Annotated in this window: 11 protein-coding genes, 3 rRNA genes and 1 pseudogene; 11 read left to right on the forward strand and 4 right to left on the reverse strand. The window is 61.6% G+C overall.

Annotated elements, in window-relative coordinates; genetic code table 11:
* Window positions 1-277: 277 nt before the first annotated feature.
* Window positions 278-1,087 (reverse strand): carbon-nitrogen hydrolase family protein, encoded by an 810-nt coding sequence (locus ARUE_RS04325; RefSeq protein WP_011773644.1) that lies wholly within the window; start codon window positions 1,085-1,087, stop codon window positions 278-280.
* Between the two features lie 238 nt (window positions 1,088-1,325).
* Here ARUE_RS04325 and glgX point away from each other — a divergent pair, with 238 nt between their 5' ends.
* From glgX to ARUE_RS04340, 3 genes are read left to right on the forward strand one after another with little or no spacing between them, the layout of a single operon-like run.
* Window positions 1,326-3,440: a glycogen debranching protein GlgX gene (gene glgX / locus ARUE_RS04330; RefSeq protein ID WP_014920843.1), complete on the forward strand. Its 2,115-nt coding sequence runs from the start codon at window positions 1,326-1,328 to the stop codon at window positions 3,438-3,440.
* A 39-nt stretch (window positions 3,441-3,479) separates the two neighbouring features.
* Window positions 3,480-3,953: a guanyl-specific ribonuclease gene (locus tag ARUE_RS04335; RefSeq protein ID WP_014920844.1), complete on the forward strand. Its 474-nt coding sequence runs from the start codon at window positions 3,480-3,482 to the stop codon at window positions 3,951-3,953.
* A 6-nt stretch (window positions 3,954-3,959) separates the two neighbouring features.
* A complete protein-coding gene (locus tag ARUE_RS04340; protein ID WP_011773647.1) occupies window positions 3,960-4,319 on the forward strand; it encodes a barstar family protein in 360 nt (119 codons plus the stop codon).
* Window positions 4,320-4,439: 120 nt separating this feature from the next.
* On the opposite strand, the gene glgP is transcribed toward ARUE_RS04340, so the two are convergent.
* Complete coding sequence (gene glgP / locus ARUE_RS04345; protein WP_187329920.1) at window positions 4,440-7,064, reverse strand: alpha-glucan family phosphorylase; 2,625 nt, start codon at window positions 7,062-7,064, stop codon at window positions 4,440-4,442.
* 125 nt (window positions 7,065-7,189) lie between these two features.
* Here glgP and ARUE_RS04350 point away from each other — a divergent pair, with 125 nt between their 5' ends.
* From ARUE_RS04350 to ARUE_RS04385, 8 genes are all read left to right on the forward strand, one after another.
* Entirely contained in the window at window positions 7,190-9,277 is a 2,088-nt protein-coding gene (locus ARUE_RS04350) for an alpha-1,4-glucan--maltose-1-phosphate maltosyltransferase (protein ID WP_187329948.1), read from the forward strand.
* Window positions 9,277-11,073: a maltose alpha-D-glucosyltransferase gene (treS, locus tag ARUE_RS04355; RefSeq protein WP_011773650.1), complete on the forward strand. Its 1,797-nt coding sequence runs from the start codon at window positions 9,277-9,279 to the stop codon at window positions 11,071-11,073. Before ARUE_RS04350 ends, treS begins: the two co-directional genes overlap by 1 nt.
* 1 nt (window position 11,074) lies before the next feature.
* Window positions 11,075-14,731 (forward strand): 1,4-alpha-glucan branching enzyme, encoded by a 3,657-nt coding sequence (locus ARUE_RS04360; RefSeq protein WP_014920847.1) that lies wholly within the window; start codon window positions 11,075-11,077, stop codon window positions 14,729-14,731.
* Between the two features lie 492 nt (window positions 14,732-15,223).
* Window positions 15,224-16,746, forward strand: a 16S ribosomal RNA gene (locus ARUE_RS04365).
* A gap of 557 nt (window positions 16,747-17,303) precedes the next feature.
* Window positions 17,304-20,446 (forward strand): 23S ribosomal RNA (locus tag ARUE_RS04370).
* Window positions 20,447-20,593: 147 nt separating this feature from the next.
* Window positions 20,594-20,710: ribosomal RNA gene (rrf, locus tag ARUE_RS04375) — 5S ribosomal RNA — on the forward strand.
* Together the 16S, 23S and 5S rRNA genes form the textbook arrangement of a ribosomal RNA operon.
* Window positions 20,711-20,809: 99 nt before the next feature.
* Window positions 20,810-21,304: an SRPBCC domain-containing protein gene (locus tag ARUE_RS04380; RefSeq protein ID WP_043471025.1), complete on the forward strand. Its 495-nt coding sequence runs from the start codon at window positions 20,810-20,812 to the stop codon at window positions 21,302-21,304.
* Window positions 21,305-21,377: 73 nt separating this feature from the next.
* Window positions 21,378-21,818: a GNAT family N-acetyltransferase gene (locus ARUE_RS04385; protein WP_238324515.1), complete on the forward strand. Its 441-nt coding sequence runs from the start codon at window positions 21,378-21,380 to the stop codon at window positions 21,816-21,818.
* A 7-nt stretch (window positions 21,819-21,825) separates the two neighbouring features.
* Here the strand turns inward: ARUE_RS04385 and ARUE_RS04390 are convergent.
* Window positions 21,826-22,847, reverse strand: a pseudogene (locus ARUE_RS04390) (LacI family DNA-binding transcriptional regulator).
* Window positions 22,848-22,867: 20 nt separating this feature from the next.
* On the reverse strand, window positions 22,868-24,721 hold the full coding sequence (locus tag ARUE_RS04395; protein ID WP_014920850.1) for a glycoside hydrolase family 13 protein: 1,854 nt from the start codon (window positions 24,719-24,721) through the stop codon (window positions 22,868-22,870).
* Window positions 24,722-24,814 lie beyond the last annotated feature (93 nt).

Raw genomic sequence — 24,814 nt, forward strand, 5'->3', positions numbered from 1 at the left:
TTCCGCGACCGCGATCGCCTCACCGAGAGGGATGGCTGGGAGGGCTGGGGATGTGAGAGAGGGATGGCTGGAGGGCTGGGGATGTGAGAGAGGGATGGCTGGGAGGGCTGGGGATGTGAGAGAGGGATGGCTGGGAGGGCTGGGGATGTGAGAGAGGGAGGGCTGGGGATGTGAGAGAGGGATGGCTGGGAGGGCTGGGGATGTGAGAGAGGGATGGCTGGGAGGGCTGGGGATGTGAGAGAGGGATGGCTGGAAGGGCTGGGGATGTGAGAGAGCGTTAGAAGTCGCGGCGGTTGGCAAGGACCGGGAGTTTTTGGCGGGCGTCTTCCACCACAGCAGGATCGAGGTCGTAGAAAATGAGGCCCGGCTCGCCTTCGAGGGCTTCCAGTACCTGTCCGAACGGGGATACGACGGCGGAGTACCCCACGCCCGTGGGTGCGGCACCTTTGGCCTCTACACCTTGGGTGGCAGGATCGCCTTGGCCGCAGGCGAGCACGAACGTGGTGGTGTCCACGGCGCGGGCGCGGGCCAGGAGCTGCCACTGATCGGCCTTGCCCGGCCCGGAACCCCAGGACGCGGACACGATATTCACCACGGCTCCGCGCTGGGCATTGGCCGTGAACAAGGCGGGGAAACGGATGTCGTAGCAGGTAGCCAAAGCAAAGGTGAGGCCACCGGCGTCGAACGTTACCGGATCCGTACCCGCCTCAACGGTGTCCGATTCCGCGAAACCAAACGCATCAAAGAGGTGGATTTTGTCGTAGCTCGTTTCCACGCCAGGTCCCGTGGCCAGAAGCGTGTTCCGCACCCGCGGGGATCCGGACTCGGAGGGGCTGCCCGGGGTGAACATGCCGGCCACGATCACCAGCTGAAGTTCCTCGGCGAGGGATCGCACCCGGCTGGCCCACGGCCCGTCCAAGGGCTCAGCGATGTCCAGCAGCGAATTTCCGAACGCGCGCATCATCGCCTCGGGGAAAACCACCAATTCGGCGCCGCCGTCCTTGGCCCGGCGGGCGTTCTCCTCCAGGAGCCGCAGGTTGTCGGCCAGATCCCGGCCGGTGATGACTTGGGCAAGTGCTACTCGCACGATAAAACCTCCAGTTGTCTCCGTCCCAGTATGCCAAGCGGGTGGCCCGGAGGCGGCGGGTCGCGACACAATCGGGGCCTGAGACCTCAAACGAGCACGCCCCGAGGGAGCGTTCCAGCACGTGAGCGGCTGTTCAAATCCCGCCATATTAGGGCAAGTAATGAAATCGAGATGCTGAACGTCGTCACATGGCGGGCCCGCGCGGTACATACTTTGCGTGGAACTAAACTTGCAAGCAATGGTTATGCCGATTTTTGACACAGCAGCTGCCCTGGATGCGTCGCAGCCCAGGCCCCTCGGACTGAGCGCGCCCCAGCCCGGAGTTTTCGACGCCCAAACCGCACCCAACGATTCGGTGAACGTGGCCGTCTTCGCACCGGATCTGGACCGCGTGGAGGTGGTGTTCCAAGCACCCGGCGAACCGTGGCAGTCCCACATTCTGTCCAACGTTGAGAACGGCGTCCACTTCAGCCTCGTCAACGGCATGCCGCCGGGCACCCGCTATGGCTTCCGTGAGGCCCCCGGTGAGGGCGGGCTTCCGCTGTCCATCCCGGCTGTGGACCTGGACGACGACGGCGGCCAGCCACTGCTGCTCGATCCTTACGGCCGCGCCGTGGACCAGCGGGGCGAGTTCCTCACAAGCGTCCACGTGGATACAGGCTTTGATTGGGGCGACGACCGCCCGCCACGAACGCCCATGCGCACCTCGGTGATCTATGAGGCACACGTTCGTGGCCAAACCATGCTGCACCCGGACATCCCTGAGCACCTCCGCGGGACCTACGCGGGCATGGCGCATCCTGTGATGATCCAGCACCTCACTGAACTGGGCATCACGGCCGTCCAGCTTCTGCCCATTCATTTCCACTTGGATGAGTCCCACCTCCAGGACTTGGGCATGACCAATTACTGGGGCTACAACACGGCCGCCTTCTTTGCTCCCCACGCTGACTACGCCACGGAGGCGGCTCGCAATGCCGGGCCCCACGCGGTGCAGGATGAGCTCAAGGGCATGATCAAACTGCTCCATGCGGCGGGGATCGAAGTCATTCTCGACGTCGTGTATAACCACACGGCAGAAGCGGGGCCGGACGGACCCCCACTGAGCTTCCGCGGTTTGGCGGAGAAGCGTTACTACCGGCACGATGCCCATGGACGCTACTTGGACACCACCGGCTGCGGCAACACCTTGGATTTCAGTGATCCCGTAGTGGTTGATCTCGCCCTGGATTCCTTGCGTTACTGGGTGAACGATTTCCATGTGGACGGGTTCCGCTTCGACCTCGCGGTGACGCTGTGCCGGGATGCCAGTAACACCTTCGATCCCCAGCACCCTTTCCTGCAGGCGATTGCCGAGGACCCCGTACTCTCAGCGGTCAAGCTGATCGCCGAGCCTTGGGATGTTGGCTATGGAGGGTGGCAGACGGGGCGGTTCCCGCACGGATGGTCGGACTGGAATGACCACTTCCGCGACGGCGTCCGCAGCTTCTGGCTCTCGGACAGGGCTGCCATGGAGTCTGGAGGCCAAGGCGGCTCGGTGGCGTCGTTGGCTGAGCTGATGGCGGGCTCTGCCAATCTCTTCGCATCATCGGGCCGCACCCGCCTGGCCAGCGTCAACTTCATCACCGCCCACGACGGTTTCACCCTCAAGGACCTGGTCAGCTACGACCGCAAACACAACGAGGCCAACGGGGAGCAGAACCGCGACGGCCACGGAGACAACCGGAGCTACAACCACGGCGTGGAGGGCAGGAGCGAAAACGAGGCAATCGTCGCCGCCCGCGCCCTGTCGGTCCGCAACCTGATGGCCACCTTGCTCCTGTCTTTCGGCGTTCCCATGATCACTGCCGGCGACGAGATCGGGCGCACCCAACAAGGCAACAACAACGCCTACTGCCAGGACAATCCCACGGCCTGGCTTGACTGGAGCCGGACCCAGGAAGCCAACGCCATGTTCAGGACCACGCGTGAACTGGTCAGGCTGCGCCGTTGGTTCTTGAGGCACCAGCCTGAAAGTTTCCCCGGCAACGCGAACGATTCCAGCCTGCAATGGTTTGACGACAAGGGAAAGCGGATGACTCCGGCGCGCTGGAACGATCCCAGTGTCCGCTCCGTCCAGCTCCTGATGGGTCACGAGGACAGTGAGATCCGCGGGTTGATCTCAGTGAACGGCAGCAACCAAGACGTAAAAATGGTCCTGCCGGAGATCTTGAGCGAGTCAGGCATCGGAAAGCGCATGTTTGAACTTCGCTTCACCACCTCGGTGCTGCATGAGCGAAGGAAGGGCGCGTTGGTGGCGTCGGGCGAGCGGGATATCCTGCAAGCCAACACCATCAACATCTACCGCACATAGTCGCTGCCTAGAAGCGCCAACTAACAGGAGTCTCTCAGCATGAACCGCAGCCGCAGCAAACTGGTGGCATTCGCGGGTCTGGTGATCGCCGTCGTCGTGCTGGTGGTTGCCATGGTGGGTGGAGGCTCACTGACCGCGCAAACCACGACGCCGGAACCTGGCTCCACATCGACGTCACCAACGGCGGCAGCCACCGCAGGTGCCACTCCCGCCGTCGCCAACCCCTCTTCGCTCCCCGCCATCAACGCCTCACAGTTACCCAAGGAAGCGCGCCAGACCCTTGCGCTGATTGCCCAAGGCGGCCCGTACCCGTACGACCGCGACGGTGTGAACTTCGGCAACTTCGAGGGATTGCTGCCTAAGAAGTCCGGTGGTTTCTACAAGGAGTACACCGTGCCCACACCGGGGGAGTCGGACCGCGGCGCGCGACGAGTCATCGTGGGCAAGGACTCGGCAAAGTACTACAGCCCGGACCATTACGAGTCGTTCAAATTCATTGTCGAAGACAAGTAGGAGCCCATGAAGATCTATTCCGCAGACACCTGGACGCTCGAAGAACTCCAGGAGCAGATCTCCGACGCGGGCCGGCGAACGCTTCTGGTCCCACCCGCAAGCACCAAGCAAGGGGTCCTTGAGGTCTTCGGCCAGGTCCTCGATTTCCCTGAGTACTATGGCGTGAACCTCGACGCCCTCAACGATTCCCTGCATGACTACGCCGATGCCCTCTCAGAGGACGACGGCAGCCCGGTCACCATGATCTGGCAGGTCCCCGCGGCCTACCGCACGGACCGTTCCTTCGGCGTGGTCTGCGAGATCCTCCAAGACGCAGAGCGCTACGCCGGCCGCGACCTCGCAGTCATTGCCGTCTTCCAAAACTAAATCGCGAACCGGCCACACCTAACGGCGCCCCAATGGGCCACCGTGACCCGGCAGCGCGCGTCAAAGCGACGAAGGAGCAGCGCGCAGAGGGTTACGGTCGCCCAGCGGGCGAAGCCAGGCTTAGGCGTTCGCGATCAACCCCAGTTCAGCTTTTGATGCCAGTGCGCTGTGCTTCGGGAACACCCGGACGGTGTAGCCGAAGGAGCCGGACCGGTTGATCACCAGTGAGCCGCTGAACAGGTGGCGTCCGCCGCCGAGGTCCTCCAGGGAATCCAGTTCGGCCACCACGATGTCTTCGAGCTCGTCGGATTCCTCGGCGCGGCCGAAGGCTACCTCCACGGAGACGTCGTCCGGGGTGAGGTTGTTGAGGGCCACGTAGGCGTTGACTTGGAGCGTGTCGCCCACTTGGGGTTCTTCGGAGACGCCAACGGAGTCTACGTGTTCCACTACAACCTCGGGCCACGCACTGCGAACCTTGGAGGTCCAAGCCGCGAGTTCCTTGGCTTCCTTGAACGACTCGGCAACAGCGCGGCGTCCGGACACAGCGGCCGGGCAGTAGAGGTTGTTGACGTAGTCGTGGAGCATGCGTTCTGCCGAAACGGCAGGGCCCAGGTTGGCAAGCGTGTGCTTGATCATGGACACCCAGTGTGTGGGTACGGTTTCACGGCTGGATTCGGACGGTCCTGCTGCTCCGGCGCCCTGGGCAACGGTGGTGCCGTAGAAGCGCGGGGCTACCTGGGTCTCCAGCAGCTCGTAGAGTGCTGAGGCCTCAATGTCGTCGCGTTCCTCGGAGGATGCGTTGTTGTTGGCTGTGGGGATTGCCCAGCCGTTTTCGCCGTCGTACATTTCGTCCCACCAGCCGTCCAGGACGGAGAGGTTGAGCGAGCCGTTGATGGCGGCCTTCATGCCGGAGGTGCCGCAGGCTTCCAGCGGGCGGAGCGGGTTGTTGAGCCAGACGTCGCAGCCGGGGAACAGTGTCCGTGCCATGGCGATGTCGTAGTTGGGCAGGAACACGATCCTGTGCCGGACTTGGGGGTCGTCCGTGAACTTGACCAGGTCCTGGATCATTTTCTTGCCGGCATCGTCTGCGGGGTGGGACTTGCCTGCGATGACCAGCTGGATGGGGTGTTTGGGGTCAAGCAGCAGGGCCTTCAAACGTGCAGGGTCGCGCAGCATGAGCGTGAGGCGCTTGTAGGTGGGCACGCGGCGTGCGAATCCGATGGTGAGGACGTCAGGGTCCAGGACGGAGTCGGTCCACCCGAGTTCGGCGTCGGCGGCGCCGCGTTTCTTCCACGAGGCCCGGAGCCGGCGTCGGACGTCGTCAATGAGTTGGGCGCGGAGTTCCCGCCGGAGGGCCCAGACGTCTTCGTCGCTGACGTTGTAGGCCAGGTCCCAGCGTCCGAGTGCTTCGGCCTCCGCGCCGAACTGGTTCCGGGCCAGGGACGAAATGCGGGGGTCCACCCAGGTGGGCACGTGGACGCCGTTGGTGACGGAGGTGATGGGGATTTCGGAATGGTCGAACCCTGGCCAGAGTCCGGCGAACATTTCGCGGGACACCACGCCGTGCAGCTTGGCCACACCGTTGGCACGTTGCGCCAGGCGCAGGCCCATCACCGCCATGTTGAACACGGAGGGGTTGCCGCCGTCGAAGTTTTCGCGGCCGAGTTCCAGGATGCGCTCGGTGGGCACAGCAGGTGCCAGCCCGGCTTCGAAGAAGTGCTTGATCTGCACGGTCTCGAAGCGGTCGATGCCGGCGGGGACGGGCGTGTGCGTGGTGAAGACGGTGGACGCGCGGCCGGCGGCGAGGGCCTCGTCCCAGCTGAGGGGCTCATGGGCGTCGGACATGGCTTCCTGGATGCGTTCGATCCCCAGGAACCCTGCGTGGCCTTCGTTGGTGTGGAACACTTCCGGCGCGGGTGTACCGGTGAGTTCCTGGTAGACGCGCAGCGCCTTGACGCCGCCCATGCCCAGGAGAAGTTCCTGCTGGAGCCGGTGGTCGCCGCCGCCTCCGTACAGGCGGTCGGTGATGCCGCGCGCGGCTTCGTCGTTGGAGGGGACGTTCGAGTCCAGCAGCAGCAGCGGAACGCGTCCGACGTCGGCACGCCACACGTGTGCGTGGAGCTCGCGGCCGTTGGGCAGCGGAAGGGAAATGTGGACCGGCTTGCCCTGGGCGCCATCCTTGGCAGGGTGGCGGAGCAGCGTGAGCGGCAGGCCGTCCGGATCCAGTACGGGGTAGGTTTCCTGCTGCCAGGCGTCGCGGGAGAGCGACTGCTTGAAGTATCCGGCCTGGTACAGAAGCCCGACGCCGATCAACGGCACGCCGAGGTCGGAGGCAGCCTTGAGGTGGTCACCGGCCAGGATGCCGAGGCCGCCGGAGTACTGCGGGAGTACTTCGGTGATACCGAATTCGGGCGAGAAGTACGCGATGCAGGCCGGAGCGTCTTCGCCGAGGCCTTGATACCAGCGCGGTTCGCTCAGGTATCGGTCCAGGTCTGCTGCGGCGCCCTGGACCCGGTTCACCAGCTCGCCGTCATTGGCCAGATCCTGTAACTGCTCGCGGCTGATCGACCCCAGCAGGGCTATGGGGTCGTGCTGCGATTCCTCCCAGAGAGCCGGGTTAAGGCTCGCAAAAAGTTCCCGTGTGGGCCGGTGCCAGGACCAGCGCAAATTGGTTGCCAGACGGGCCAGGGGCCTGATGGGCTCGGGGAGGACGGTACGGACTGTAAACCTTCGAATAGCCTTCACGAGCGCCACACTAACGGACTCGCATGGCAGCCGGAACTGGATTGGGTTTCTTTTAGGTAAAAGTCATCTTGCGTCAAGGAGATAGGTCGTGTGCTTAGCATTCTGTGATTTTTGTCGCTAACGTCGTGGTTGTGACGAAAACCGCGCGAACCATCACCGCTCTGAAATCCAAGACGACTACGGACATCACCGAGGGACTTCGCTTCGGCCGGTTCCCCATCACGGCCGTGCAGCCGGTGGTTGAGGGTGGCCGTTTCCCGGCGAAGGCTTTGCCAGGCGAGGACCTGGTTGTCGGCGCCACGGTCTTCCGTGAAGGCCATGACCAGCTGGGCGTCTCCGCTGTGCTGCTCGATCCCCGGGGCAAGGAGCGTCAGCGAGTACGCCTGACCCCGGCCCAGGGCGAGCAATGGAAGGGCCTGGATCGCTGGGAGGGCCTGATCACGCCCACCGGCACCGGTGCCTGGTCCTTCGTCATTGAGGCCTGGCATGACCGGTACGGCACTTGGCATCACAACGCCGAGGTCAAGGTAGGGGCCGGCATTGACGTCGAGCTGATGCTCGCCGAAGGCGCTGCCCTCCTCGCGGAAGCCGCTGACGACGACGCCGGGCGCAGCGCAGTGGAGAAGCGCACCTTGCGTGCCGCTTCCGTCGTGCTGGCCGACACCACCAAGACTGCCGAGGAGCGCCTTGGTGCCGGTTTCAGCCCCGAGGTGCTGGCCGCCGTCGGACGCGTTCCGATCCGTGAGTTGGTGACCGTTTCGGAACGTTTCCCGCTGCAGGTGGAACGCGACCTCGCAGGCCGCGGTTCTTGGTACGAGTTCTTCCCCCGTTCAGAGGGTGCCGTGTTGGATCACTCCACCGGCGTGTGGACCTCCGGCAACTTCCGCACGGCAGCCAGGAGGCTCGACGCCGTGGCGGACATGGGCTTCGACATCATTTACCTGCCGCCCATCCACCCGATCGGTTACCAGCACCGCAAGGGGCGCAACAACACGCTGACGCCGGGGCCGCAGGATCCAGGTTCGCCGTGGGCCATCGGTTCCAAGGACGGTGGACATGACGCCATCCATCCGGAACTGGGTACGTTTGAGGACTTTGATGCGTTCGTGGCGCGCGCTAACGAGCTGGGACTCGAAGTTGCCCTGGACCTGGCGTTGCAAGCAGCTCCGGACCACCCTTGGGTGACGTCCAACCCTGAATGGTTCACCACACGCGTGGACGGTTCCATCGCGTACGCAGAAAACCCGCCGAAGAAGTACCAGGATATTTATCCCCTGAACTTCGACAATGACCCGGCCGGCCTTTCCAAGGAAATCCTGCGGATCGTGCAACTGTGGATCAGCCACGGCGTCAAGGTCTTCCGCGTGGACAATCCCCACACCAAGCCTGTGTGGTTTTGGGAATGGCTGATCGGCAAGATCAACAAGAAGAACCCCGAGGTTGTCTTCCTGGCGGAGGCCTTCACACGCCCGCCAATGATGCATGCTTTGGGCCGCGCAGGATTCCAGCAGTCCTACACCTACTTCACCTGGCGGAACACCAAGACTGAGCTGGAGCAGTACTTCCACGAGGTCAGCCATGAGACCGCCGCGTTCTTCCGTCCGAACTTCTTCGTGAACACCCCGGACATCCTCACTGAGTACCTGCAGTACGGCGGCCCGGCAGCGTTCCGCATCCGGGCCGCGTTGGCCGCAACGGCCAGCCCGCTGTGGGGCGTCTACGCCGGTTATGAGTTGTACGAGCACGTGGCCCGTCCGGGAGCCGAGGAGTACATCGATAACGAGAAGTACGAGTACAAGGCGCGGGACTGGGAGGGCGCGGCTGAGTCGGGGCGGACCCTGGCGCCGTACATCACCAGGCTCAACACCATCCGGAAGAACCACCTGGCCCTGGGCGATCTGCAGAACCTGACGCTGCACAGCAGCACCGATGACGCCACGATCGTCTACTCCAAGCACAAAACGCTCCCGGACGGCACCAAGGACACCTTGATCATTGTGGTCAATCTGGATCCCCACAGCACCCGCGAAAGCACGGTGTCCCTGGACTTGGGGGCCCTGCAACTGGACCCCTCTGACTTCAACGAGGACGGCCGCTTCCGGGTGGACGATTTGATCAGTGGCCAGAGCTGGGAGTGGGGCGAGCACAACTACGTCAGGCTGGACGCCCACGTTGAACCGGCACACATACTGAGCATCCGGAGGCAGCCTTAGTGAGTTTTTCTCCGCAGAACCCCAGCCAGTACTTCACTCCGAAGAACACCTTCGAGTTGAACGCCCCAGGTCTCCAGCACGATCCGCACTGGTACCGCAAGGCAGTCTTCTATGAGGTACTGGTGCGGGCCTTTGCGGATGCCAACGGGGATGGTTCCGGCGACTTCCACGGCCTGATCGAGAAACTGGACTACCTCCAGTGGCTGGGTGTCGACTGCTTGTGGTTGCCCCCGTTCTTCCATTCCCCGTTGCGCGATGGCGGTTACGACATCGCGGACTACACGTCCGTGCTGGACGAGTTCGGCACCATCAGCGATTTCAAGCGACTGGTTGCCGAGGCCCACGCCCGTGGCGTCCGGGTGATCATCGATCTGCCGTTGAACCACACCTCGGACCAACATCCTTGGTTCCAGGAGTCGCGCAAGGATCCAACGGGTCCCTACGGCGATTTCTATGTGTGGAGCGATACGGATGAGAAGTACCAGGACGCGCGCATTATCTTCGTTGATACCGAGGAATCCAACTGGACGTTCGATCCCATCCGCCGCCAGTTCTTCTGGCACCGCTTTTTCAGTCACCAGCCAGACTTGAACTTCGAGAATCCCGCCGTCATCGAGGCGCTCTATGACGTAGTCCGCTTCTGGCTGGACCAAGGGATAGATGGCTTCCGCGCCGATGCCATCCCTTACCTGTTCGAAGAGGACGGCACCAACTGCGAGAACCTGCCGGCCACACACACCTTCCTTCAGGACCTTCGCCGGATGGTGGACTCCAACTATCCGGGCAGGGTGATCATTGCCGAGGCAAACCAACCTCCGCATGAGGTGGTGGAGTACTTTGGCACCGAGGAAGCCCCCGAATGCCACATGGCCTTCCACTTCCCCATCATGCCGCGGCTGTACTACGCCTTGCGGGACCAGAAGGCCGCCCCCATTATCGAGACGTTGCGGAACACCCCGGAGATCCCCAAGGGGGCGCAGTGGGGGACCTTCCTGAGGAACCACGACGAACTGACGCTGGAGATGGTGCCCGCGGAAGAGCGTGCCGCCATGCTCGGCTGGTACGCCCCGGATCCCCGGATGCGGGCCAACATTGGTATCCGACGACGTTTGGCGCCGCTGCTGGATAACTCCCGCTCCGAGATCGAGCTCATCAACGCCTTGCTGCTTTCCCTGCCGGGCAGTCCATTCCTGTACTACGGGGATGAGATCGGCATGGGAGACAACATCTGGCTCGATGACCGCGACGCCGTCCGTACCCCTATGCAGTGGAACCCCGATCGTAACGCGGGCTTCTCCGGGGCCGATCCGGGCAAGCTTTACCTTCCGGTCATACAGTCGCTGGTTTACAACTACAGCATGGCCAACGTTGAGGCCCAGGCCGCGCACTCAGGTTCGCTGCTGCGCTGGACCCGCCAGATCCTCAGCGTCCGGAAGAACCATCCGGTGTTTGGCCTGGGCGGCTTCCGGCACATCGAGGCGGACCATGAGGTGGTGCTGGCCTACGTCCGGGAACTGCCGACGGGCAACCCGGAAGGGGAGGACGCAGAAACCATTCTGTGCGTCTTCAACCTCTCACAGCACCCCGTGGCAGCCACGCTGGACGTACCTGAGTTTGCAGGCCGTGGCCTGCGCGATATTTTCGGCGGCCAGCCTTTCCCGGCGGTCGGCGACAACGGTCACTTGACCGTGATGCTGGGCAGCCACAGCTTCTATTGGCTGCGGGTCCGCTCGGCATTTTCCAACCCCTCGTCGCCTTTTACCCAGGCGATTCCCGTGGTGACCTCCAAAGGATGAGATGAGCAAGGCAAACTTGAACCCCTCCATTGAAGGACTTCTCCGGAACTGGCTGCCAGGCAAGCGCTGGTTCCCCGTCAAGAGCCCCGACTTCGCGCTCGAGCAGGTGGGCAGATTCAGCCTCCCGGGTACCGGCGCGGAGGCCGGATTGGAAGTTGTGCTGCTGGCGGTAACCCACCGAACTGCCGACGGCGGTTCGCGGACCGACGTCGTCCAGGTTCCGTTGAGTTACCGGAGCCAGCCGCTCACGGATGCTCCCAGTGCGTTGTTGGGCGAGTTCACGGATCCTGACCTTGGCCTGCGGCTGGTATACGACGCCGTCTACGATGCGGATTTTGTGACGGCGTGGCTGGAACTCATGCGCAGTGAAGGAACCGTGGCCGGCGCCCGGGGGCATCTCACCCGTGGCCGCGTCGCGCTTCCAAAAAATCCCACCTCGGTCAAGGTCCTGTCCGGCGAGCAGTCCAACACGTCCGTCATTATCGACGACGGCGATTCGGCAGCGATCGTCAAAATTTTCCGTGTGCTTGCGGCAGGTAAAAATCCCGAAGTCGAACTTGGTGCCGCCCTGACGGCGGCCGGGACTACCGAGGTTCCCGCGACGCTCGGTTGGATAACCGGCTCGTGGGACGGGCCGGCGTCGAACGGTTCCGCAGCGGCCACGGGTGAGCTGACCGTCGCCCACGAATTCCTTCTCGGAGGCCTCGATGCCTGGAGACGGGCAGTGGAGGCAGCCGCAGCCGGCAAGGATTTCACGGCAGAGGCCCGCGGGCTCGGGGCTGCTACTGCCACGGTTCACGCGAGGCTCGCGGAGACGTTCGGAACCCACGACGGCCAGGAACAGGGCCCGGACATCATCGCGACTGTGGCCCGGCGTGTCCGCGGCTCATGGGCCGAAGCCTCGGCCGCCGTCGGGCCCTACGACCACGAGCTCGATGAGCTGTTGTCGGCTCTGGATCCCCGGGACGTCGGCCAGTTGCAACGCGTTCACGGCGACCTCCACCTGGGACAGATCCTTCTGGTTCCCGGCGCTGAGGGGCAGCCGGGACGGTGGGCCATCCTCGACTTCGAGGGCGAGCCGCTCCGGACCATCGATGAACGTAACAGCCCCGATCTTCCCCTGCGGGATGTCACAGGCATGCTGCGGTCGTTCGACTATGCAGCGGGTGCCGCTACGCGCGAAAACGCCCACGCCAACGTGCCCGAGACCTGGGTGGATGATTGCGCCGCCGCGTTCCTTGAGGGTTACAGCGAAGTCACCCCGGGAACCATAGACCGCCGCTCGCCGCTCTTTGTGGCATTGTGGCTGGACAAGGCCTTATACGAGGTTGTTTACGAGTTGCGGAACCGGCCCGACTGGCTGTCAATTCCGGTGAATGCATCCCGACGAATCCTCGACAACACAAGCCGCGGCAAGCATGCGGCAGCTACAGCGGAAGGTAATGACATGACTGGCTCTGCACGCACCGAACGGCCCCGAGTACCCCTGCACGTGGACTCCGAGACCTTGGAACGCGTGGCGGCCGGCGCTTACCACGCGCCGCACTCAGTTCTTGGTGCCCACTTGGACGACCATGGCCACGTCACCATCCGCACCGTGAAGCACCTCGCGAAGTCCGTCGTTGTGGTGACGGAAGCCGGCCGTACTGACATGACCCATGAGGCCCACGGGGTCTGGGCAGCGGTCCTGGAACCGCTGCAGGCAGGCCATGTGCCGGACTACCGTTTGGAAGTGGTGTACGACGCCGAACCCGTCACCATCGATGACCCCTACCACTACCTGCCCACCGTGGGTGAGGTGGACCTGCACCTGATCGGCGAAGGACGCCACGAACGCCTCTGGGATGTCCTCGGCGCGCACGTCCAGCACTATCGCTCGGCCTTGAGCGAGGTGGACGGGGTCTCGTTCGCTGTTTGGGCTCCAAATGCTCAGGCTGTTCGCGTTAAGGGCGACTTCAACGGGTGGGATGGCCGCCAGCACGGGATGCGTTCCTTGGGCTCCTCCGGTGTGTGGGAACTCTTCATTCCCGGGGTTGTAGCAGGGGCGTGCTACAAATACGAGATCCTGACCAAGGCGGGTCAGTGGGTGGAGAAAGCCGACCCGATGGCCTTCGGCACCGAGGTCCCGCCGCTCACAGCCTCCCGTGTGGTGGACGCCAGTTACCGGTTCAAGGACGCGGAATGGATGAGTGCCCGTGCCCAGAGGGACCCGCACAACTCGCCCATGAGCGTTTACGAAGTCCATTTGGGCTCCTGGCGGTTGGGCCTTGGCTACAAGGAACTCGCCAAGGAACTTGTGGACTACGTGAAGTGGCTTGGGTTCTCCCATGTTGAGTTCATGCCGGTCGCGGAGCACCCCTTCGGTGGATCGTGGGGCTACCAAGTGACGTCCTACTTCGCCCCGACGTCGCGGTTCGGACACCCGGACGAGTTCCGGTTCCTGGTGGATTCACTGCACCAAGCGGGCATCGGCGTACTCCTCGACTGGGTCCCCGCACACTTCCCTAAGGATTCCTGGGCGCTGGCGCAGTTCGACGGCCAGCCTCTGTACGAGCACTCGGACCCCGCCCTGGGTGAGCACCCCGACTGGGGAACGCTGATCTTCGACTTCGGACGCAGCGAGGTCCGCAACTTCCTTGTTGCCAACGCGCTGTACTGGCTGGAGGAGTTCCACATCGATGGCCTGCGCGTGGATGCCGTGGCCTCCATGATCTACCTGGACTACTCCCGTGAGGAAGGACAGTGGAGGCCCAATAAGTTCGGCGGCCGCGAGAACCTTGAAGCCATCTCCTTCATGCAGGAAGTCAATGCCACCGTCTACAAGTCCCACCCCGGCGCCATCATCATCGCCGAGGAATCAACGGCATTCCCCGGTGTCACGGCGCCCACCAACCACGGCGGACTCGGCTTCGGTCTCAAGTGGAACATGGGCTGGATGCACGACTCGCTCAAGTACATCTCCGAAGACCCCATTAACCGCAAATGGCACCACGGCACCATCACGTTCTCCCTGGTCTACGCCTTCACGGAGAACTTCCTGCTGCCCATTAGCCACGACGAAGTAGTTCACGGCAAGGGATCCATGCTGCGCAAGATGCCCGGTGACCGCTGGCAGCAGCTGGCAAACCTGCGGGCGTTCTTTGCTTATCAGTGGGCGCATCCGGGCAAGCAGCTGATCTTCATGGGCACGGAGTTCGGTCAGGAAGCAGAGTGGTCCGAGCAATACGGACTGGACTGGTTCCTTGCTGAGATTCCTGCGCACCGCGGACTGCAACTCCTGGTCAAGGATCTTAACGAGCTATACACGTCGACGCCTGCCCTGTACCAGCGGGACAACGAGCCCGGCGGTTTCCAGTGGATCAATGGCGGAGATGCCGACCACAATGTTCTGACTTTCATCCGATGGGATGGCGATGGCAAGCCGTTGGTTTGCGCCGTGAACTTCTCGGGCGGTCCCCACAAGGACTACATCCTGGGTGTGCCCGCCGCAGGGGAGTGGACGGAAGTCCTGAACACCGATTCGGAGACATATGGCGGCTCGGGGGTCGGTAACCCGGGATCGTTGAAGGCTTCGACTCCCGGGACTGATGGCCAGCCTGCAGCGCTGACCGTCACGCTCCCTCCGCTCGGCGCTTCCTGGTTCGCGCCGGCTGAGTAACCACTGTGGACAGGAGGGTCCGGAGCCTTGGCTTCCGGGCCCTCTTCCCTTGGTTCCCGGGGATTTTGCCCGGGAGATGGACTGTGTCGCTGAAGGGTTTTGCCATCCCGGGGAAGTAGGGGTATAGTTAGTACCCGCGCTGCTCCACGAGTAGAGATCGCAAGCTGACAAGAAACCGCAAGGAAAAATCAAGTCACGCTTGCCGATTTGACTCGGAGGGAGACAGCCGGTAAGTTTGAAAAGTTGCTCCGGAGCGATCCTGGGCCCCTGTGTGGGGGCTTTGGTGGTGCCGGTTAGTGTCTGTTGTTTGAGAACTCAATAGTGTGCCAAGTTTGTTGATACCGATTGTTTTATCAATTGGTTGAATTTATGCCGGATTGTCATGCACCCCCGTGTGTGGTGGTCTGGTTTTCAGCTGGTTTCGAATTTTGTGCAGCCGTGTTCGCCGTTATTTCCGGTGGGTGTGGTTGTGTCTGTTTGATTTGTTTTTCTTCAACGGAGAGTTTGATCCTGGCTCAGGATGAACGCTGGCGGCGTGCTTAACACATGCAAGTCGAACGATGATCCCTGGCTTGCTGGGGGGATTAGTGGCGAACGGGTGAGTAACACGTGAGTAACCTGCCCTTGACTCTGGGATAAGCCTGGGAAACTGGGTCTAATACCGGATACGACCATCTGGCGCATGTCATGGTGGTGGAAAGCTTTTGTGGTTTTGGATGGACTCGCGGCCTATCAGCTTGTTGGTGGGGTAATGGCCTACCAAGGCGACGACGGGTAGCCGGCCTGAGAGGGTGACCGGCCACACTGGGACTGAGACACGGCCCAGACTCCTACGGGAGGCAGCAGTGGGGAATATTGCACAATGGGCGCAAGCCTGATGCAGCGACGCCGCGTGAGGGATGACGGCCTTCGGGTTGTAAACCTCTTTCAGTAGGGAAGAAGCGAAAGTGACGGTACCTGCAGAAGAAGCGCCGGCTAACTACGTGCCAGCAGCCGCGGTAATACGTAGGGCGCAAGCGTTATCCGGAATTATTGGGCGTAAAGAGCTCGTAGGCGGTTTGTCGCGTCTGCTGTGAAAGACCGGGGCTCAACTCCGGTTCTGCAGTGGGTACGGGCAGACTAGAGTGCAGTAGGGGAGACTGGAATTCCTGGTGTAGCGGTGAAATGCGCAGATATCAGGAGGAACACCGATGGCGAAGGCAGGTCTCTGGGCTGTAACTGACGCTGAGGAGCGAAAGCATGGGGAGCGAACAGGATTAGATACCCTGGTAGTCCATGCCGTAAACGTTGGGCACTAGGTGTGGGGGACATTCCACGTTTTCCGCGCCGTAGCTAACGCATTAAGTGCCCCGCCTGGGGAGTACGGCCGCAAGGCTAAAACTCAAAGGAATTGACGGGGGCCCGCACAAGCGGCGGAGCATGCGGATTAATTCGATGCAACGCGAAGAACCTTACCAAGGCTTGACATGAACCGGAAAGACCTGGAAACAGGTGCCCCGCTTGCGGTCGGTTTACAGGTGGTGCATGGTTGTCGTCAGCTCGTGTCGTGAGATGTTGGGTTAAGTCCCGCAACGAGCGCAACCCTCGTTCTATGTTGCCAGCGCGTTATGGCGGGGACTCATAGGAGACTGCCGGGGTCAACTCGGAGGAAGGTGGGGACGACGTCAAATCATCATGCCCCTTATGTCTTGGGCTTCACGCATGCTACAATGGCCGGTACAAAGGGTTGCGATACTGTGAGGTGGAGCTAATCCCAAAAAGCCGGTCTCAGTTCGGATTGGGGTCTGCAACTCGACCCCATGAAGTCGGAGTCGCTAGTAATCGCAGATCAGCAACGCTGCGGTGAATACGTTCCCGGGCCTTGTACACACCGCCCGTCAAGTCACGAAAGTTGGTAACACCCGAAGCCGGTGGCCTAACCCTTGTGGGGGGAGCCGTCGAAGGTGGGACCGGCGATTGGGACTAAGTCGTAACAAGGTAGCCGTACCGGAAGGTGCGGCTGGATCACCTCCTTTCTAAGGAGCTGCTAACAACTGGTTGCTGCGCCTGCATGGGTGTGGTGGTGGTTGTCAGTGTTGCCCATTGCGCAGGCGTCTGTTCTGCGGTGGGTGCTCATGGGTGGAATATCAACGAATCAAACTTGTTTGGCATGGCCTTCACCGGTTGTGTCCTGGTGCCAGTACGGCAACCTGTGCCCCTTGTGGGTGTGGTGTTGTTTGGAACGCTGCCGGGGTGCGGGTGTGTGGGGTTGTGTTTGGCGCACTGTTGGGTCCTGAGGCAACAGGACCTTTTTGCAGCAATGCATGGGGGCATCTTCTGGTGTTTCTTTTGTTCCTGCTTCCGGTAGCACTGTTCATCGTGCACGGCCCCGCTGTGGTGTGGGTTGTGGTGGGTGGTGGTCTGGTTGACGGGGTTGTTGTTTGAGAACTACATAGTGGACGCGAGCATCTAGAACACACACGCTTTGGTGTGTGTGTTCTTACAGCAATTTCTTATGAATGAACCTGGCCCTTGTGGTCATGGTTCTCTCGAATAGATGATGCATGATCGGATGAGAGTCCGGTCTGTGTGTGGTCAAGTTTTTAAGGGCACACGGTGGATGCCTTGGCATTAGGAGCCGAAGAAGGACGTAGGAATCTGCGATAAGCCTGGGGGAGTTGATAACCGAGCGTTGATCCCAGGATGTCCGAATGGGGAAACCCCGCACAACGCTGCAAGGTGATTGTGTGACCCGCATCTGAACACATAGGGTGCGTGGGGGGAACGCGGGGAAGTGAAACATCTCAGTACCCGCAGGAAGAGAAAACAATAGTGATTCCGTTAGTAGTGGCGAGCGAACGCGGATCAGGCTAAACCGTTTCCATGTGTGATAGCCGGCGGGCGTTGCATGGGCGGGGTTGTGGGACTTTCCGTTCTGGTTCTGCCGGACCAGTGAGGTGAGGTGCAGGCATAGGTGAACGGTCTTGAAAGGCCGGCCAGAGAGGGTGTGAGCCCCGTAACCGTAATGTTGTGCACGGCCTGGGGAGTTTCCCAAGTAGCACGGGGCCCGAGAAATCCCGTGCGAATCTGTCAGGACCACCTGATAAGCCTAAATACTTCCTAATGACCGATAGCGGACCAGTACCGTGAGGGAAAGGTGAAAAGTACCCCGGGAGGGGAGTGAAACAGTACCTGAAACCGTGTGCTTACAATCCGTCGGAGCCAGTCTGATTCTGGTGACGGCGTGCCTTTTGAAGAATGAGCCTGCGAGTTAGTGTTACGTCGCGAGGTTAACCCGTGTGGGGTAGCCGTAGCGAAAGCGAGTCTGAATAGGGCGAGTGTAGTGGCGTGATCTAGACCCGAAGCGGAGTGATCTACCCATGGCCAGGTTGAAGCGACGGTAAGACGTCGTGGAGGACCGAACCCACTTCAGTTGAAAATGGAGGGGATGAGCTGTGGGTAGGGGTGAAAGGCCAATCAAACTCCGTGATAGCTGGTTCTCCCCGAAATGCATTTAGGTGCAGCGTTGCGTGTTTCTTGCCGGAGGTAGAGCTACTGGATGGCCGATGGGCCCTACAAGGTTACTGACGTCAGCCAAACTCCGAATGCCGGTAAGTCAGAGCGCAGCAGTGAGACTGTGGGGGATAAGCTTCATAGTCGAGAGGGAAACAGCCCAGACCACCAACTAAGGCCCCTAAGCGTGTGCTAAGTGGGAAAGGATGTGGAGTTGCGAAGACAACCAGGAGGTTGGCTTAGAAGCAGCCATCCTTGAAAGAGTGCGTAATAGCTCACTGGTCAAGTGATTCCGCGCCGACAATGTAGCGGGGCTCAAGTACACCGCCGAAGTTGTGGATTTCACATAATGCCCTAGCCTTCGTGGTTCAGGGGTGTGGAGTGGTAGGGGAGCGTCGTGTGGGCAGTGAAGTCGCGGTGGAAACCAGCGGTGGAGCCTACACGAGTGAGAATGCAGGCATGAGTAGCGAAAGACGGGTGAGAAACCCGTCCGCCGAATGATCAAGGGTTCCAGGGTCAAGCTAATCTGCCCTGGGTAAGTCGGGACCTAAGGCGAGGCCGACAGGCGTAGTCGATGGACAACGGGTTGATATTCCCGTACCGGCGAAAAACCGCCCATGCCAAGCGGGGGATACTAACCGCCCGGAGCCTGCCCGCTCACCCTTGTGGTGTTGTGGGTTTTGGCCGAGCGCGGGACCTGATCCCGGGAGGTAAGCGTATTAACAGGTGTGACGCAGGAAGGTAGCCGGGCCGGGCGATGGTTGCCCCGGTCTAAGGATGTAGGGTCAGGGATAGGCAAATCCGTTCCTGTGTGCTTCGAGCACGATCCTGAGATCTGATGGGACCCCCGTTCGGGGGGATCCGGTGATCCTATGCTGCCAAGAAAAGCATCGACGCGAGGTTTTAGCCGCCCGTACCCCAAACCGACACAGGTGATCAGGTAGAGAATACCAAGGCGATCGAGAGAATTATGGTTAAGGAACTCGGCAAAATGCCCCCGTAACTTCGGGAGAAGGGGGGCCTGCCCCGTGATGGAGACTTGCTCTCCGTGAGCGGGTGTGGGCCGCAGAGACCAGGGGGAAGCGACTGTTTACTAAAAACACAGGTCCGTGCGAAGTCGCAAGACGATGTATACGGACTGACTCCTGCCCGGTGCTGGAAGGTTAAGAGGACCGGTTAGCCCTTACGGGCGAAGCTGAGAATTTAAGCCCCAGTAAACGGCGGTGGTAACTATAACCATCCTAAGGTAGCGAAATTCCTTGTCGGGTAAGTTCCGACCTGCACGAATGGAGTAACGACTTCCCCGCTGTCTCAACCATAAACTCGGCGAAATTGCAGTACGAGTAAAGATGCTCGTTACGCGCAGCAGGACGGAAAGACCCCGAGACCTTTACTATAGTTTGGTATTGGTGTTCGGAGTGGCTTGTGTAGGATAGGTGGGAGACGTTGAAACCCGGACGCCAGTTCGGGTGGAGTCATCGTTGAAATACCACTCTGGTCACTTTGGACATCTAACTTCGGCCCGTGATCCGGGTCAGGGACAGTGCCTGATGGGTAGTTTAACTGGGGCGGTTGCCTCCTAAAAAGTAACGGAGGCGCCCAAAGGTTCCCTCAGCCTGGTTGGCAATCAGGTGTCGAGTGTAAGTGCACAAGGGAGCTTGACTGTGAGAGAGACATCTCAAGCAGGGACGAAAGTCGGGACTAGTGATCCGGCGGTACATTGTGGAATGGCCGTCGCTCAACGGATAAAAGGTACCTCGGGGATAACAGGCTGATCTTGCCCAAGAGTCCATATCGACGGCATGGTTTGGCACCTCGATGTCGGCTCGTCGCATCCTGGGGCTGGAGTAGGTCCCAAGGGTTGGGCTGTTCGCCCATTAAAGCGGTACGCGAGCTGGGTTTAGAACGTCGTGAGACAGTTCGGTCCCTATCCGCTGCGCGCGCAGGAAATTTGAGAAGGGCTGTCCTTAGTACGAGAGGACCGGGACGGACGAACCTCTGGTGTGTCAGTTGTACTGCCAAGTGCATCGCTGATTAGCTACGTTCGGATGGGATAACCGCTGAAAGCATCTAAGCGGGAAGCTCGCTTCAAGATGAGATTTCCATACACATTATGTGTGAGAGGCCCCCAGCCAGACCACTGGGTTGATAGGCCGGATGTGGAAGCGAGGACTAAAGACTCGTGAAGCTGACCGGTACTAATAGGCCAACAACTTACACCACACAACACACTGCACGCGTCCACTATGTGGTTCCCGAACAACAACCGTTCCAGGAACCAACAACTAAATACACAACACCACAGTTGTAACCAAAGATTTCCCACCCCCACCCAGAACAACCTGGCACCGGGGGGACGGGTAACAGAGTTACGGCGGTCATAGCGTGGGGGAAACGCCCGGTCCCATTCCGAACCCGGAAGCTAAGACCCACAGCGCCGATGGTACTGCACCCGGGAGGGTGTGGGAGAGTAGGACACCGCCGGACACAAATTCAGAGGAGCCCCGACCACCAGGTCGGGGCTCTTCGCTTTTAACCCTGATTAACCCACGTGTGCGCCTGCTCCCGCCGGTAGAGTTGGTGGTCATGGAAAACCTCTTTAGCCACCCCGAGTCGGAGCCCGAGCCGTCCCAGCAGGACGGTGATGGTCTTGACCCCCTGATCATTACTGTCGTGGTTCCCACCAACGTGTCGCACGCCTTCCAGGGATTCACTGATCATCCACATCTGTGGTGGCCGCTGGAGCAAGAGAGCGTCTTCGGTGCGGGCTCGCATGTTGAGTTTGAAGAGAACCTGATCTTGGAGACCGCCGAGGACGGTCGTACCTCCGTGTGGGGAACCATCGACGATTGGCAGCCCCCGCTGTCCTTCCACGCCAGTTGGTACCCAGCGAGCACGCCCCTGTGGTCCACCGAGATCCGTGTGGCTTTCAGAGCCGTGGAGGAGGGCACTGAAGTTCGCTTGGTCCATGACGGCTGGGAGGGCGCCGAAGACCCTGCGGCTTCGCGCGCGTCCTACGCCGAAGGTTGGCCCCGTGTCTTGGAGCGCTACGTGAGGTTCATGGGCGGAGCAGTTGCCTAGGATCCGCAGGCTCCACGCGATTGACTGGCCCTTGTTGAGGGCCGTCCGCCTGGAGATGCTCACAGATACGCCCATGGCTTACGTGGAGAGCCTGGACGCCGCCCGCCGGCAAACAGACACCCAGTGGCAGGAACGTGCGGCAGCGATGTCCGGGGATGCCAGCATCACCTTGGTCGCTGACGCGGGTAGCGACGGCAGTAAGCTCTGCGGCCTGATGCGTGTGGTGGTCAAACACCCCCGGATCCCGGAGAAACCGCTGCAGGCCATGCTCATCAGCGTGTATGTCGCACCAGAGCACCGTGGGCTGGGATTAGCCGATGAACTCCTCCATGCAGCGTGCAAAGCCGCCGCTGGAGAACTCGCGGCCGAAAGCATCGAGCTTGGGGTGCACGAGGACAATTCAAGAGCACTTGCGTTCTACCGGCGCCACGGATTCGAGACCACCGGTGCCAGCCGGCCCTATCCGCAGGACACATCAAAACTTGAGCTCGTGATGGAACGGCGGCTGCCGTAGGCACACCTTAGGAGGTGCCGGCCCTCGGCACCGCGGTACTGGTGCGAACCACGAGCTTGGTGGGGTGTTGGGTATCGGCTGGTTCCAGGACCAACCCGTTGTTGATGGCGCCCAGCAGAGTCCGGACGGCCAACGCTCCCTGGCCCTTGGCATCCTGGTCGATGGTGGTCAGGCCAAGGACATTGCCAAGATCGTGCCCATCAATGCCCATGACGGACAGGTCGTCAGGGATGCGCAGGCCGAAGTCCCTGGCGGCGAGGATGGTGCCGATGGCCATTTCATCCGACGCCGCAAAAACAGCCGTGGGGCGCTCCGGTGCGCTGGCCAGGAGTTGCCGGGCCGACGCGTACGCGCCTTCTATGGTGAAGTCCGCGGACACGATCCATTCGGGCCTTACCGGGCAGCCAGCGTCGTTCATTGCTTTCTCGAAACCGCTGCGGCGGTTCCAGGCAGGTGGAAGTCTTGGTCATACGCCTCATGACCTGTGATGTGCGCGATCTTGGTATGCCCCAGGCCCAGCAGGTGGTTTGTGGCCTTCAATGCGATGCCGGCGTCATCGATCCTGATGGTTGAAGCTCCCGGCAACGGTCCGCCGATGCCCACGATGGGCCGGTGTACCGCGTGAAGCTGCTGGATCTCGTCTTCGCTGAGTTCCAGGGACACTGCAATGACTGCATCCACCCGTTTGCGCAGCAGGAAGTCGTTGAACACGCTCTGCCGGTGCGCGGGGTTTTCACCGATGTTGTAGAGGGTGAGGTCGTATCCGGCCTCGAGCAACGCCGCGGAGGCGCCCTCGATCACCGCTGAGAAGAACCAGCGGTGGACCGAGGGCACCACCAAACCAACGTTGTGCGTGCGCCCGGAGGCCAGGCTTGACGCATGGTAGGACAGCACGAATCCCAACTCGGCGGCTGCGGAGCGAGCACGTTCCCGGCTGCTGGGGGATACGTTGCCCTTTCCGCTCAGCGCCCGTGAGACCGTGGCAACGGACAGCCCTGCTCGCTCGGCTACGTCCTTGATGCCGGTCATGCTGCTCCTCGGAGGAAAAGTTAGCTGGCTGTTAGCCAGATTGTCTCCCCCGAGCCTAGTAGATCAGCGACCAGGAGATCTGCGCCGACTTCCGCCGCGGAGCTCCGCAGGATGGTTTCGCCTGCCGGGAGCGGCATTGCCTCGGCCCCGACGTTCAAAATCACCAGGGTGTTGCCGTTAAGGTAGGCGAGCGAGGTCTCGCTGCAGTAGTCCTCTACCCAGGCGAGGGAGCCTTCTCCGAGGCGGTGCGTGGTGCGGAGCTCGAGCATCCGGCGGTACAGGTTAAGGTGCGACGCCGGATCCGCCTCTTGCTTGTCCCTTGCCAAGGCGGGCCAGGACTCGGGCTGGGGCAGCCATGGGTCCAGGCCGCTGCCGAACCCTGAGTGGGGTTCGGACGAACGCCAGGGGAGCGGCACGCGGCAGCCGTCGCGGCCGATGCGGGCTCCGCCGGTGCGGGCGAACGTTGGATCTTGGCGCATGCTGCCGGGAATGCTGGAGGAATCCGGGAGCCCGAGCTCTTCGCCTTGGTAGAGGTAGGCGCCGCCGGGAAGGCCCAGCATGAACATGGTGGCCGCGGCAGCCCGTCGTCGCCCGAGGTGTTCGTTGGGTTGCACGTCGTCAGGGCCGATGCCGTCGCCGTCGCGGGGTCCTGGTCCGTCGTAGCCGAACCGTGAAACGTGCCGGACAACATCGTGGTTGGACAGCACCCAGGTGCTCGGGGCGCCCACGGCGTCCAAGGAGATCAGGGAGTCCGTGATGATGTGGCGCAGACGGTTCACGTCCAGTCCTGCGTGCAGGTAGGGGAAGTTGAAGGCCTGGTGCATTTCGTCGGGTCGGACCCACTGTGCCAGCCGGGGGAGCGGGTCCACATTGGCTTCAGCGCAGAGGATGCGGTCCGGTCCGTACTCTTCCAGAATGGAGCGCCAGCGACGGTAGATATCGTGCAGGGCGGGCTGGCCGAACATGGGAGCGTCCTGGCCCGGGAAGCCTTCGGAGCTGTTGCCATCTGCGCGGCCACCCCAGTCAGGGAGTCCGGCTGCCTTGACCAGGGCGTGCGCGACGTCCACCCGGAAGCCGGAGATGCCGCGGTCCAGCCAGAAGCGGAGGACGCGTTCAAACTCGGCATGGACGGCAGGGTTGTCCCAGTTGAAGTCCGGCTGCGAGGAATCGAAGAGGTGCAGGAACCATTGGCCGGGCTTGCCGCTCGGCTCGATGACGCGCGTCCATGCCGGTCCGCCGAAGTGCGATTGCCAGTTGTTGGGAGGCTCGTTGCCGTCGGGTCCTCGGCCGTCCCGGAAGATAAACATATCCCGCTCGGGGCTGTTGGCACCGGCAGTAAGCGCTGCTTGGAAGGCGACGTGCTGGTCGGAACAGTGGTTGGGGACGAGGTCCGCGATGACACGCAGGTTGAGCCTGTTGGCCTCTGCGATGAGGGCATCGAAGTCGGTCAGGGTGCCGAAGAGGGGATCGACGTCGCAGTAGTCGCTGACGTCGTATCCGGCGTCCCGCTGGGGTGAGCGGTAGAAGGGCGACAACCACACGGCGTCGACGCCCAACGTCGCCAACTGCGGAAGCTCGGCGGTGATACCCGCCAAGTCTCCGACGCCGTCGCCATTGAGGTCGCGGAAGGACCGCGGATAAATCTGGTAGATCACAGCGGACCGCCACCATCCGTGCGACGTCGAGGCGTCGTGGACGGGGGTCACGTGCGTGAAAGCTGCAGTGGGCTCGTGGGTCGCAACCGAGAGCAATGAGTCAACGGACATGAACACATCGTAGAAGAGATTCTGCAGAGTTGTAAACGCTTCCAGTCCTAAGGATGCTGTCTTTGCTTTGGTCACGAAGCGCGAGCTTTTCAAATTCGCATTCAGCACTGTAGTGTGTGGAAACGCTTGCAGTTTGTGAGCAATGTCACCGGCGATGCGACGGGTTTAGAGCCCTTGCCGTCGAAGCAAAGAAGAACGGAA

This window comes from Arthrobacter sp. Rue61a (assembly GCF_000294695.2).
In the GTDB taxonomy this organism is placed as follows: Bacteria; Actinomycetota; Actinomycetes; order Actinomycetales; family Micrococcaceae; genus Arthrobacter; species Arthrobacter aurescens_A.